We start from the raw sequence: 12,470 nt of genomic DNA, 5'->3' as shown, positions 1-12,470 counted from the left end.
TGCAGCAGGGCTTCGGCCCTTCCGAAGCGTCTGTGCAAAGTTGTTAGCCAAGGCTAGGCATTACAACGATTGGAAGGTCAAGGTTTGTCTGCACACCTTGTTGAAGGTGTTGACTCTCCAATCGTTGGAAGCTTTAGCTTGTTCACAAGGCATTGAGAAATAAGCCTTTTGTGTCGTTAAACAGCAACTTTGTGTGGAGCCGTCATGTCAAATACAAGAATGAGACAGCCAGATCCCTATTGGTCAACCAGAACCGGGCGGGAACTGAGAGTAATGCGTGGCCCGTGGGGCTATACGTGAAGGGGGCAGCAATGAGCAGCAAAACAATTCTTATCCGTCAGACCGGTCAGCAGATCGCCGCTCAGGAGGGGCAAAACATTTTGCAGGCCGCCTTGCAAAGCGGCCTGGCCTATCCGCATGGCTGTCGTCTGGGACGTTGTGGGGGCTGTAAAACCCGGCTGGTTGATGGGCAAATTGACCGGCTGGAGCACTCCCGCTTTGCCCTGACCGAGGAGCAGCAGGCCCGCGGTCTGATTCTGGCCTGCAGGGCGATCCCCTTAAGTGATGTGACCGTAGACTGGATTGGCACGGATGATGTGCGGGGGCTGGCACCCTCGCGTAGCGTGACCGGCACGGTGTCCGAGTTGCGAGAACTGACGCACGATGTGCGCCTTGTGCGTATCCGTCTGGATGAGCCTGAGCCTCTGATGTTTTTTGCCGGTCAGTACGCGGATATCAAATTCGGACAGGCGCCCGTGCGCAGTTACTCCATGGCCAACCGCCCTGGTGCACCCGAGCTGGAGTTTCACATACGCCGTGTTCCCCGTGGGGTGACGTCTTCGTATGTGCACACCGTGCTTCAGCCGGGCGAGAAGCTCAGCCTGGACGTGCCTCGTGGCTCCTCCTATCTGCGCGAGGGGCATGGCGGCCCTATCTTGTGCATTGCGGGAGGCACGGGCCTGGCCCCTATCAAATCGATTGTTGAAACGGCGTTGGCCTGTGGCATGAGCCAGCCCATTCATGTGTATTTTGGAGCGCGCGAACTGCGGGATTTATATGCTATTGATGACTTCCGGGCGCTGGAGCGCCAATACCCCAATCTGGCTTTTACTCCTGTCATCTCCGGGATACCGGCCACTCACTATCGCCGGGGGCTTGTCACCGATATCGTTGGCCACGATCAGCCTGATTTAAGCGGTTGGAAGGTTTATGTGGCGGGCTCGCCATCCATGGTGGATGCCACGATGGGCATGGTGCTCAAGCGCGGTTTGAAAGTGCAGGATTTGCATGTGGATGTATTTTTTACGCCATAGCGTTCTGGAGCCGGAGGCTTGGGCCACGCGGGCGCTTGACCTTCCTACCGTGGGAATCTTCACACTGTGTGTTGTCAGTGCTGGCAACACAGGCCTGGGCAGGCAGAAAAGACTGATGGGGCTTTGGACAAGGCCTGCCACCTTTTGCCATCACTGACACCCGACTTTCGAGTCCTTTCATTGAGCAAGGGGAGCAAGATGAATATTGGTGAAGCCTCCAAGGTATCCAAAGTGTCGGCCAAAATGATTCGTTATTACGAGCAGATTGGCCTTATCCCGGAAACCGAGCGCACTGCTGCGGGTTACCGGACGTATAGCCGAAAAGATGTGGAGCGCTTGCGCTTTATAAGACGTGCTCGCGATCTGGGATTTTCCATGGTAGCCATTGGTGATTTGCTGAGCCTGTGGCACGACCCGTCGCGTCAGAGTGCAGATGTAAAGCGGGTCGCTCAACAGCATCTGACTGAGCTGAGCAGCCGCATTAAAAACATGCAGGACATGGCCTTGGCGCTGGAAGCATCCATTGGTTGTTGTCCGGGTGATGAACAGCCTGACTGCTCGATTTTAAGTACGCTGGCGCAGGCAGAGGATCGTGATCCACAGCCCGATTTGCGAGCTGCTACGGTCTTGCGCCGTCCTGTTCGCCGAGGCATTCAGAGCGATGTACGCCTATAATCGGGCGCGTTCACTCAGGGGGCAAGTTTCATGCGGGACTTGGCCAGGCGAGTTCCCTGGTTGAGCGTTGAGGCGGATTCAATCCTCTACAAACCCGAAATACATCACCTTGATTACCATGCCCTCTTTACCTCCAGGCTTGACGCTGCGCCCTTTGAAAGAAACCGAACTGAATCTGTTGTGGTCTATAGACCGTAGTGAACGGATTGACGGTTTGTACGAGCTGCGCGATGGCGTCTTGCACAAGCAAGCGGCTGATATTGATTTGCGGGGTTGGCCGGAAGGTGACCCGGAGAAATATCACCCGGAACATGAGGACGCTTTTCATCGAGGCTCCTGGTTCATGGGCGTATTCAAGGGTGATAGCCTGCTGGCCGCCGTCGGCCTGGACAGCCTGCCCTTGGGACCACAGGGGGAGTGGCGTCAGTTGTTCTTTCTGCATGTCAGCCAGTCCTTGCGCGGGCAGGGGATGGGCGTATGGTTGCTGGATCAGGCCAAGAAGCAGGCTGTTAAGTGGGGCGCGAAGGCGGTCTATGCCTCGGCCACGCCTTCGGTGAATACGGTGGATTTCTATATGGCCCACGGCTTTGAAATCGCGCCAGAGCCAGATCCGCGTTTATTTGAGCTGGACCCGGAAGATATTCACCTGTTGTGCTTCGTGGCTTAAGAAATTGCTCAGTTGTACGCCAGTTAGCTGACTGGTGAGTCGACCGCTGGTGAGTTCACCTGAAAATACCGATAGCAGCATCTGCTTGTCATCAAACAAGGGCCTTGTCACACCACTCAGCTGCAACAAGGCCCTGTCATCAAATTCAGCTCTTCAGCTTAGAAATCCATCGTTGCTGACAACATGAAAGTCCGTGGTGCGCCCACACCCAGGCTGGTGAAGTGCGGCTTGGCCCAGTAAGCCTTGTTCGCTACGTTATTCACCGTCGCCCGCAAGGTCAGCGGACGGCCGGAGATCTTGGTGCGATAGCGTGCGCCCAGATCAAACACGGTATGGCCGGGGATGGACAGGGAGTTGTCCGCGCTCAGGTATTGCTTGGATGAGGTGGTGGCGTTGGCCATCACGGTCAGACCTTGCAAGTTGGGTACATCCCATTCCACGCCCAGCTTGGCTTGCCACTTGGGCAGGCCCGTGGCCTGGCGGCCCTCTTCAGCCGGGTTGGCGGCTTTGGTGATTTCCGGATCGGAGTAAGCCACGCCACCCATCAAGCGAACACCTTCCATGGGGGAGCCGAAAAAGCCCCATTCAATGCCCCGGTTGCGTTGCTCGCCACCAAAGGAGAACACGTTGGTAAATGGGTCGGTATAGCTGCTGGGGCGCTTGATTTCGTACAGGGCCAGGGTATGGGCAAAGTCACCCAGATCCAGCTTCAGGCCCACTTCCTTCTGCTTGGTTTTGAAGGGGGCAAAAACCTGACCTGCATTGGCGGCGGTGTTGGGAGCAATCGCGCCTTGGGACAAGCCTTCGATGTAGTTGGCGTAGACCGAGACTTGATCAGTGGCTTTCACCAGGAAAGCGACGGCGGGAGTGGTTGCGCTTTCCTTGTAGCGCTCGCCTGTACGCTGGCCGGTGGTGCCATTAAAGCTCTCGTTGATCACTTGCTGACGGCGTGCGCCCAGTGTCACTTGTACGCGGTCCTCGGCAAAGGACAGGGTGTCAGCAAAACCGATGCTCTTCAAGCGAGTTTTAGTGGTGCTGATCAGCGGAATATTGTTCGGCAAGGAAGGCTCTGGACCCCAGACGGGATCGTAGATATTGGTTTCCCATGCGGTGGGCAGCAAGTTGCGAAAGCCGCTCAGGTCGTAGTCTTCGTTGTACTGCGTGGCGTTGATCGCGAATTGATGGCTGACCGGGCCGGTTTGCAGCTTACCCATCAGACCCACTTCAGCGGTTTTGCGCCGCATCTCGTCGGCCACGCCGCTGAAGTTGATCCTGAAGTCGCCTGCGTTATTGATCACCTGACCAGCGCCCATATTGGATCTGAATTTGGTACGGCTGATACCGGCGGCGGCGTAAGCGGTGAATTGATCGTTCAGATCGAACTCGCCACGGATCATGGCGCCTTTATCGGTGGTGTCGTAAAAAGCCCAAGGCGGGTTCCACGACACATCGGGTTTGGGTGGTTTGGGCAGTTCTACGCCGGGATTCAAGGTCAGGCCGCGTGTCAGGCCGTAGGCGCGGTCTTTGCTGTGAAACAGGTCGGCAGACAAGCGGACACGCTCACCGCGCCAGTCCAGGCCCAAAGAGGTCTGGGTAATTTTCTTGTCCTGGTCTTTGACGGCAATTTCACCATCGCGGTAGGCTGTGTTCAGGCGTACACCAAACTGCTTGTCCTCGCCAAATCGACGGCCCAGATCCACGTGGCCACCAAAGTGCGAGTCGGACATATAGCTGCCTGTGACGCGAAACAGGGGATCGTCGCCGGCGCGTTTGGTGACCAGGTTGACGGCGCCGCCTGCCGAGCCTTTGGGCGGCATGCCGTTAAGCAGGGCCGAGGGGCCTTTCAGGACCTCGACGCGCTCGTAGGCTTCGGGTGAGTTGCGGTAGTAGCCGCCCATCCCGGCCAGACCGTTGACGGTGACATCACCCACATCGGAACGGAAGCCGCGGATGGAATAGCTTTCGTTGCTCTCGCCTGCGATGCCGCTCATGAACACGCTGGGGTCGGTTTTGGCGATCACTTCGCTGATGTCACGCGCCTGTTGATCGGCTATGTATTGCTCGGTATAGCTGATGGTGTTGAAGGGCGTTTCCATGAAGTCTTTGGTGCCCAGCAAACCGACACGTCCGCCGGTGGCGACTTGTCCACCGGCGTAGCTCTCGACGGTCTTGTCGCGCTGACCTTTGACGGTAACGGACGGCAGGGTGACGACTCCATCGGCCTGGGCAGCCGTACTGTTTTGTGCCTGCGCAGGCGAGGCCATCAAGGCCAGCGCGCTGGCTCCCAAGCCCAGTATTAATGCCATTTGCACGGCGCTGAAAGTGCGGTCCAGGGCAAAGCCGGAGCGGCTGGAACTGCCGATTTTACGTATCGAGGGCGCAAACGTCCCATTGTGGCGTGGTGTGTACATGCCAGTTTCCTTTATGTAGCGGGGTGTGTTTCTTTGCTTTGATTAAGGCAAATAGAAATTGGATTGAGTCGCGTTACTATCTATTTGCCCGTGTAAAAACCGTTAGATCATGGGTGTTGGTAGGCCTTGATCACGTCATCCATAATCAATTTCAGCGAGGTGACACTGGCGGCAGTCACGTACCAGGCTTCGGCATTGGCAAATACCACACGACCGTTTTGCCAGGCTTTGGTTTCACGCAGCAGCGGGTTGCTCAAGCTGTCGGCGTTCAGGGCAGGGCGACGTTCCATGACGGCGGTACGGTCGATGATGTAAATGATGTCCGGGTTGGCTTGCTGGATGAACTCGCTGGAAACAGGCTGTCCGTGCAGGCCGGTTTCTACCGTCGGGCTGGCAGGCTGTACGCCCAGTGCATTGAATACAAAACCGTAGCGGGACTGCACCCCGAAGGAGCTGAACGAGCCGTTGTTATGCAGAACAATCAGGGCTTTTTCAGGACGATCCTGGGTGATTTCTTTGGCCTGGGCGACTTTGGCATCCAGTTCGGCCACTTTTTGTTGGGCCAACTCTTCTTTCTTGAAAATCGAGCCCAGAGTCAGCAGGTGATTCTTGATGACTTCAATGTGGTTGACCTGACTATCGCGGTAATCCACGTCAAAGTGAATGGTGGGGGCGATCTGGCTCAGTTCCTTGTAGTGATTGGCTTGCAAGGAGGTGATCAGAATCAGGTCCGGTTTGGCGGCGTAAACCTGTTCCACATTGGGTTGCACAATTGCGCCGGTGTCCTGGATTTCAGGGGCATTTTTATACTTGTCCAGGAATGCCGGGATGAAGTCTTTGGGCATGCCCACCACCGGGACACCCAAGGCATCCAGAAAATCCACTTCGTTCATGTCCAGCGCCACGACGCGTTGTGGCAGTTTTTCGATGCGTGTCGAACCCAGCTTGTGTTCGACCACAATCGGTTCATAGCGGGCACTGTCCTGCGGGCTGACGGCGGCTTGCGGTGCCGGGGTTTCCGCCGCTGCCTGGGTCTTTTTCTCGCAGCCTTGCAAGGCAAAGCTGGCGGCCACAAACAGGGCTATCAGCCCGTATCTGTGTTTGGCGATCATGCTAGTTCTCCTGATGGGGTGAAGTAATTGCACAGGCGGCCACGCTCGCTGTGTGTAATCTCGAAATCCAGGCCATAAAGTTCGGTCAGCCGTGCTTGCGTGATGACCTCTGACACCGGTCCTGCGCAGTACAGTGCACCGTTTTTCATGGCCACAATGTGATCGGAATAGTTGGCGGCAAAGTTGATGTCATGCACCACCAGAATCACGGTACGGCCGTACTCGTTACAGAGCCGACGCAAGGCGCGCATGATCTGAACAGCGTGCTTGATGTCCAGATTGTTCAGCGGCTCATCCAGCAGCAAATAATCCGTTTGCTGGGCAATGGTCATGGCCAGAAAAGCCATCTGTCGCTGACCGCCGCTCAACTCGTCCAGATAGGACTGGCGCAAGGGTTCCAGCGATAGAAACTGAATAGCGTCGGAGATGGCTTGTTGATCTTCATCCGTCAGCACGCCGCGGCTATAGGGGAAGCGGCCAAAGGCGACCAGTTCTTCCACGGTCAGGCGCAGATTGAAATCAGGAGATTGGCGCAAGGTGGCCACCCGGCGCGCATAGTCGGCAATACGTATATCCGCAATGTTGCGGCCGTCCAGCTGGATCTGGCCTTCGTCGGCCTCCAGCAAACGGGCAATGCTCATCAACAAGGTGGTTTTACCGGCACCATTGGGGCCGATCAGGGAGCTGAGCTGTCCGGCAGGAAACTGTGTGCTGACTTTGGAAAGCACGGTCTTCTTCTTGTAGTGTTTGGAGAGCTGATTGATCGTAATCATGCAGTGCCTCGGGTACGAACCATCAGTCCCAGAAAGTACGCGCCACACACCAGGTTGACGAGTATCCCGACGGTCGTGCGGTAATTGAAAATGTGTTCCACCGCTATCTGTGCCAGCAAAAACATGACGATGGCGATGGCGCAGCCTAGCGGCAGCGTGATTCGGTGTCGGAAGCTGCGGGCCAGCGCATAGCTGGTGTTGGCTACAAAAATCCCCATGAAGGCAGTGGGCCCGAGCAGGCTGGTGGAAATAGCCACCAGGGCAGCAATCAGTGCCAGCTGGATGCGCACGGTACGGCGATAGTCGACACCTAAAGAAATGGCTTGTTCGCGGCCTAAAGACAGCACGTCCAGCGTGGGCAAGCTGCGCAGGCTGCCCAGGCAAATGCTCCCCACCAGAAGGGCGGAAACCAGCAGTTGCAAAGGCTCGGCCCGGTTAAAGGACGCTTGGCTAAAACCCAGCAAAATGGAGAACTCGCCGGGGCTGATCTTTAGCTGCACAAACTGGGTGAAGGTGCTGATGATCATGGTCAACACCAGCCCCATCAGCAGCAGGAAATACACATTGTTCTTGCCCTGGCGAAACAGCCAGTGATGGATTGCCAGCGAGTAGGCCAGCATCAGCACAATGGACAGCACTACATTGCCATTGGCGCCCAGCATCACCAGACTTTGTGTGCCCAGCAGCAAAATTAGCAGGGACTGGAACAGCAGGTAAACCGCTTCGTATCCCATGATGGCGGGTGTCAGAATCCGGTTGCCGGTAATGGTCTGGAAAATAATCGAGGACCAGGCAATGCAGATGCCGCCAATGACCATGGCTGCCAAGCGGTTCAGTCGTTTGGGGATGATGTAGTCGAAGTCCAGGCCGGAGCGATAGAACACAAAGCTCAGTGCCAGTACCAGCAAAAGGATCCAGACCAGATGTTGCCGTTTCATCGGTTCCTCCAGAAGATCAGGAACAGAAACAGCAGGCCACCCACGCCACCTGCGGTCAGGCCAATAGGGACTTCAAAAGGGTAGATAATGAGGCGGCCCAGGATGTCGCAAGCCAGCAGCAGGCTGGCACCACCCAGCGCCACAATGGGCAAGGTACGGCCCAGGTTGTCGCCATAGCGCAGCGCCACCAGATTGGGGATGACCAGGCCGATAAAGGGAATGGCCCCTACGGTAATAACAGTGGCCGAGACGGTAACCGCGACCAGTATCAAACCCAGGGCCACGGTGGCAGAATAGTTCAGGCCCAGGCTGGTGGCCATGCCTTCGCCCATGCCCAGCACTGTGAAGCGATGCGCATACAGATAGGTGAGCAACACAATGGGCAGGATCAAATAAATGATTTCGTAGTTGCCCTGCACGATCTTGGAAAAGTCGCCCAGCATCCAGCCCTGCATGCTTTGCAAAATCTGGTGCTGGTAGGCATAGAACTCGGCAATGGCGCTAAGCACACCGCCATACATCAAGCCAATCACCGGTACCAGCACGGTGTTCTTGAAGCGGATGCGGCGTACCACAGCGATGAAGATCAGGCTGGAGGCAAAGCAGAACAAGAGGGCAAACAGCAGCTTGCCCAATGTGCCGCTGGTGGGGGCCAGGGTCAGGGCGATCAGAATGCCCAGCTTGGCGGCATCCAGCCCGCCCGAGGTGGCCGGTTCCACAAACTTATTGCGCACAATGTGCTGCAAGATCACCCCGCAGACAGACAGGCCTATGCCACTCAAGACCAGTGCCGCCAGACGGGGCAGGCGGCTGGCGCTCAGTGTCAGCCAGGCATCGCCTGAAAAACTCCATAATTGTGCCCAGCTGATTTGCCGTGCACCTATCAGCAAAGACAGGCTGCAGAGCATCAGAAACAACAGCACAAAAGATCTAGCTCGCATCACACACCGTTATTCTGGGCTGTGGTGGCAATACGCCATCCTTTGGCGGCATGACGCTGGTTCAGGAAGTGGGTATAACGGCCTTGGGTTTCGCGCAGTTGGGCCGGTGGGCCTTGTTCGATAATCTGGCCGTTCTCCAGCACCACGATTTGATCGGCCATGGCTACGGTAGAGAGCTGATGAGCAATCACGATCAGGGTACGCTTGCCACGCAGACGGGCCAAAGCCTGGGCAATGGCCGCCTGGTTTTCGGCATCCAGTGCGGCAGTGGCTTCGTCCACCAGCAAAATGGGGGCGTTCTTGATCAGAGCGCGCGCAATGGCGATGCGTTGACGCTCGCCCCCGGACAGGCGGGCCCCGCCTTCGCCCACCGTTGTGTTCAGACCTTCTGGCAAGCGCGCGATGATTTCGCTGACACCGGCTTGTTCTACCGCTTCCATCAACTCGGCCTGGCTGGCGTCCGGTTTTCCCAGGCGTATGTTCTCGGCAATGCTGCCTGCGAACAGATAGTCGTCCTGAAAAATCTGGCTGATTTGCGTGGCCAGTACGGGGCTGCCGATCTGGCGTACATCCACGCCTCCTATGGAGACACTGCCCTGGCTGACATCAAAGAAGCGGGCAATCAGACGAGCCAGTGTGGTTTTGCCTGAGCCGGATTCCCCGATCAAGGCCACCATGCTGCCAGGTGCAATGTTCAGGCTGACGCCATTCAGTACATCGGGCTTGTCGGCGGCATAGCGGAAATGCACATTGTTCAGCACAATCGAGCCGTCGCTTGGAGTTTGGGGCGAAGCGGGTTCGGGCAGGGGCTGAACGGCAAACAGTTCTTGAATCGCATCAAGTTGGCCGCGTGCACTGCGCAGCACTTCACCGTAGCTGGCCACTTCCAGCAAGGAGTCGATATAGCGTGCGCTCAGCAGCAAGGACACGATGACGGCGATGACTTCTGCACTGCTCAGGCCCAGACCCGTATGGCTGTTTAGCCAAAGCGTGGCGGCAATCAGCAAGGCCGCAAAGGCTGCTTGTACGGCCCAGGCATTGAGTACCGCCGAGGCCGTGGATTGCCAGATCAGTTTCTTACCCGCCTGGTGTTGGCGTTCAATCGCTTCTTCCAGCAGACGGGTGCCACCGCCTTCGCCATTGAAGGCACGCAGCACGGATTGGGCTTGGGCAAACTCCACCACGCGCTGGCTGGCATGGGCGAAGTGGGCCTGGAAGGCATCATCAGCCTTGCGTCCCAAATGGGCGGTCAGTGCCAGAACACCCGCCAGCAAAGGCAACGCGATCAGGGCAATCAAACCCAGCGGCCAATGCAGAATGAACAGCGCCACGACCAGCACAAGCGGCGTCACAACTCCGGCGATCAGCGGGGTGAAGACGTGTGCAGGCAATTGGGCCACCGACATCATGCCTTGAGTGACGATGTGCCCAAGCCGCGCGGTGTTTTGAGCGGAGAACCAGCCTACGGGCAGTTGGGCGATATGTTCGCCCAGACGATGCCGGCCACCTTGCAGGATGGCGGCCCCAACATTTACACCAGCCTGCTCCACATGGCGGCGCCAAGCCCAGCAGACAGCCACCCCAAGCAGCAGGACCAGCAACCAGCCGCCTGCTTGTTTGGGCTCGCCATTGAGCAGATGAGTGAAAACGGGGACCAAGGTAGTCATGGTCAGGCCGCACAGCAGGCCGTATAAAACAGCCATCCAGCCATAGCGGCGGAAAATGGGGGCATCCGTACCCAGCAACTGAATCAGGGTCTTTAGCATGATGTGTCCTTGGAACGGTTGTCGTAGCCACCCAGGGTCCAGAGCCGTGCGTAACGGCCTTGTTCAGCCAGCAGGCTGGTGTGACTGCCTTGCTCCACAATCGCGCCGTCTTCCAGCACCAGAATGCGATCCGCGTGCATGATGGTGTCCAGGCGGTGAGCAATGACCAGCAAGGTGCGGCCTTGGGCAAAGCGTGACAGAGCATCTTGAATAGCCACTTCATTGCTGGCATCGGCAGCGGCGGTGGCTTCGTCCAGCACCAGAATGGGTGGGTCCAGCAGGACAGCGCGCGCAATGCTGACGCGCTGACGCTCGCCGCCCGAGAGTTGGGCGTCTTCACCCACGACAGAGTCGTAGCCACGAGGCAGGGTCAAGATACGGTCGTGAATATTGGCGGCGCGGGCGGCGTCTTCAATCTCTTGCTGACTGGCCGAGGGGCGGCCCAGCGCAATGTTCTCGCGCACGCTGGCATTGATCAGGCGCACCTCTTGCAGCACAAAGCCAATGCGGCGGTAAAGTTCGGTGGATTCGATTTGGCGCAGATCGGCACCGCCCAGGGTGATGCGGCCTTCGTTGGGGTCAAAAAAGCGCAGCAGCAGGCGGGCGATGGTGGATTTTCCAGAGCCGGAAGAGCCCACAATCGCGGTGACTGTGCCCGGTTCCAGGGTGAAGCTGATATTGCTGAGTGCCTGATGGCCTTCGCCGTAGGCATAGCTGACGTTTTCGACTCGCACTTCGTGATTTGCCGGGATTTGTTGCTGATCAGTGCTCAGCGGTTCCAGTACGGGTGTTTTCATCAAGGCTTGTACTCGCTGTGCAGCACCCGTTGCCCCGCCCAGATCGTGCAGCAGGGTATGCAGCAAGAGCAGGGGGGCGCAAATGCCGGGAGCCACCAGGGCGAAGGGCAGAATGTCTACCGGGGCAATCCAGTTCAAATAGCTGAAGAGGGTACCGAAGATCAGCACGACACCTAGAACCGTGACCGGAGCGATCATGGCATGGGCGTGAGCCATGCGGGCCACCAAAGGGCGGGCAAAGTTCAGAAAGGCGTCGGCAAAGCCATCCACGGCCTTGCTATAGCCGCCATGTGCCTGCCCATTGGAACCAAAGGCCTTGACCACGGGAATGCCGCTGACAAATTCCACGGTGGCACTATTCAAGCGGCCCAGCTTTTCGACAAAGCCCTGCATGTTCGCGCTGCTGGCTTTCATGGCGTGGCGCAAAAACAGGAAGAAACCGGGGAAGGGCAGTAGAGCCACGATGGCCATACGCCAGTCCATGACGAACAGGTACAGCACCGAGATCGCAATAGCACCGACGGCGCGGCCGACCGAGGTGTAAAAGTGTGCGGTCAGGCTGTGCAGGGTGGCGATGTCATCCTGCATGGCTTGTTTCACTTCGCCTGAAGCTTGGCCGGTAAACCAGCCTAGCGGCACCTTGGCTAACCTCTGGGCGGCACTCAGACGCAGACCGCGTGTCAGCTGATTGTCGGCCAGGTGGGCCAGCAGCTCGCCTGCCGAGATCAGGGCCAGGCCTGCAAACATGCTGATGATGCTCAATAGCACCGTCCAGCCTATATCGCCTTGCAGCTCGCCAGACAGGGTATTGCCCAAAGTCAGCTTGGCGATGTGGGCGATTCCGGCCAAAGGCACCAGGGTCAGCATTGAACCCAAGGCCGCCAGAACGGCGGCAACAATCAGACGTGAGCGTATGGAGCTGAGGATCTGGCTGATGGGGCCAGGCTCTTTACGCACGTCCGTAGCAGTTTCACGAGTGGTCATGAGCGGTGGTAAGTATCTAAAAAGCCGGAGAATCCGGCTCTTCAATATAAGGTATTGAGAATCATTATCGATAATGTAATCTAAATTTTGAAT

The 12,470-nt window shown here is 57.3% G+C and carries 10 protein-coding genes; 3 read left to right on the top strand and 7 right to left on the bottom strand.

Features of this window, described 5'->3' with window-relative positions:
• Nucleotides 1-311 precede the first annotated feature (311 nt).
• The 3 genes from OSH04_RS07760 (at nucleotide 312) to OSH04_RS07750 (ending at nucleotide 2,655) form a co-directional block, all read left to right on the top strand.
• On the top strand, nucleotides 312-1,313 hold the full coding sequence (locus tag OSH04_RS07760) for a 2Fe-2S iron-sulfur cluster-binding protein (RefSeq protein ID WP_083054240.1): 1,002 nt from the start codon (nucleotides 312-314) through the stop codon (nucleotides 1,311-1,313).
• Between the two features lie 198 nt (nucleotides 1,314-1,511).
• On the top strand, nucleotides 1,512-1,988 hold the full coding sequence (gene cueR / locus OSH04_RS07755) for a Cu(I)-responsive transcriptional regulator (RefSeq protein ID WP_009463760.1): 477 nt from the start codon (nucleotides 1,512-1,514) through the stop codon (nucleotides 1,986-1,988).
• A gap of 118 nt (nucleotides 1,989-2,106) precedes the next feature.
• Nucleotides 2,107-2,655, top strand: coding sequence for a GNAT family N-acetyltransferase (locus tag OSH04_RS07750; RefSeq protein ID WP_021447025.1), 549 nt, complete (start codon nucleotides 2,107-2,109; stop codon nucleotides 2,653-2,655).
• Nucleotides 2,656-2,813: 158 nt separating this feature from the next.
• On the opposite strand, the gene OSH04_RS07745 is transcribed toward OSH04_RS07750, so the two are convergent.
• The 7 genes from OSH04_RS07745 to OSH04_RS07715 all read right to left on the bottom strand — a co-directional run bounded on the left by OSH04_RS07745 (nucleotide 2,814) and on the right by OSH04_RS07715 (nucleotide 12,377).
• Nucleotides 2,814-5,066 (bottom strand): TonB-dependent receptor, encoded by a 2,253-nt coding sequence (locus tag OSH04_RS07745; RefSeq protein WP_266108206.1) that lies wholly within the window; start codon nucleotides 5,064-5,066, stop codon nucleotides 2,814-2,816.
• Between the two features lie 107 nt (nucleotides 5,067-5,173).
• Nucleotides 5,174-6,178, bottom strand: coding sequence for a siderophore ABC transporter substrate-binding protein (locus tag OSH04_RS07740; RefSeq protein ID WP_266108205.1), 1,005 nt, complete (start codon nucleotides 6,176-6,178; stop codon nucleotides 5,174-5,176).
• A complete protein-coding gene (locus tag OSH04_RS07735) occupies nucleotides 6,175-6,951 on the bottom strand; it encodes an iron ABC transporter ATP-binding protein (protein WP_115634302.1) in 777 nt (258 codons plus the stop codon). Before OSH04_RS07735 ends, OSH04_RS07740 begins: the two co-directional genes overlap by 4 nt.
• The gene (locus OSH04_RS07730) at nucleotides 6,948-7,889 is read right to left on the bottom strand and encodes an iron chelate uptake ABC transporter family permease subunit (RefSeq protein ID WP_266108204.1); all 942 of its coding nucleotides are present in this window, start codon (nucleotides 7,887-7,889) and stop codon (nucleotides 6,948-6,950) included. Before OSH04_RS07730 ends, OSH04_RS07735 begins: the two co-directional genes overlap by 4 nt.
• Nucleotides 7,886-8,830: an ABC transporter permease gene (locus tag OSH04_RS07725; protein WP_115634300.1), complete on the bottom strand. Its 945-nt coding sequence runs from the start codon at nucleotides 8,828-8,830 to the stop codon at nucleotides 7,886-7,888. The genes OSH04_RS07730 and OSH04_RS07725 overlap by 4 nt, the downstream gene beginning before the upstream one ends.
• Entirely contained in the window at nucleotides 8,830-10,596 is a 1,767-nt protein-coding gene (locus tag OSH04_RS07720) for an ABC transporter ATP-binding protein (RefSeq protein WP_266108203.1), read from the bottom strand. The genes OSH04_RS07725 and OSH04_RS07720 overlap by 1 nt, the downstream gene beginning before the upstream one ends.
• Nucleotides 10,590-12,377: an ABC transporter ATP-binding protein gene (locus OSH04_RS07715; protein ID WP_266108202.1), complete on the bottom strand. Its 1,788-nt coding sequence runs from the start codon at nucleotides 12,375-12,377 to the stop codon at nucleotides 10,590-10,592. Before OSH04_RS07715 ends, OSH04_RS07720 begins: the two co-directional genes overlap by 7 nt.
• Between the last annotated feature and the right edge of the window lie 93 nt (nucleotides 12,378-12,470).

The organism is Alcaligenes nematophilus, assembly GCF_026344155.1.
Lineage (GTDB): Bacteria > Pseudomonadota > Gammaproteobacteria > Burkholderiales > Burkholderiaceae_B > Alcaligenes > Alcaligenes phenolicus.
This window is presented reverse-complemented; position numbering and strand designations above follow the sequence as displayed.

Bases quoted from the DNA above. Each gene is read 5' to 3' on its own strand.
- OSH04_RS07730 (WP_266108204.1), bottom strand. From the start codon at position 7,889: ATGAAACGGCAACATCTGGTCTGGATCCTTTTGCTGGTACTGGCACTG.
- OSH04_RS07760 (WP_083054240.1), top strand. From the start codon at position 312: ATGAGCAGCAAAACAATTCTTATCCGTCAGACCGGTCAGCAGATCGCC.
- OSH04_RS07715 (WP_266108202.1), bottom strand. From the start codon at position 12,377: ATGACCACTCGTGAAACTGCTACGGACGTGCGTAAAGAGCCTGGCCCC.
- OSH04_RS07750 (WP_021447025.1), top strand. From the start codon at position 2,107: ATGCCCTCTTTACCTCCAGGCTTGACGCTGCGCCCTTTGAAAGAAACC.
- OSH04_RS07725 (WP_115634300.1), bottom strand. From the start codon at position 8,830: ATGCGAGCTAGATCTTTTGTGCTGTTGTTTCTGATGCTCTGCAGCCTG.
- OSH04_RS07740 (WP_266108205.1), bottom strand. From the start codon at position 6,178: ATGATCGCCAAACACAGATACGGGCTGATAGCCCTGTTTGTGGCCGCC.
- OSH04_RS07735 (WP_115634302.1), bottom strand. From the start codon at position 6,951: ATGATTACGATCAATCAGCTCTCCAAACACTACAAGAAGAAGACCGTG.
- OSH04_RS07745 (WP_266108206.1), bottom strand. From the start codon at position 5,066: ATGTACACACCACGCCACAATGGGACGTTTGCGCCCTCGATACGTAAA.
- cueR (WP_009463760.1), top strand. From the start codon at position 1,512: ATGAATATTGGTGAAGCCTCCAAGGTATCCAAAGTGTCGGCCAAAATG.
- OSH04_RS07720 (WP_266108203.1), bottom strand. From the start codon at position 10,596: ATGCTAAAGACCCTGATTCAGTTGCTGGGTACGGATGCCCCCATTTTC.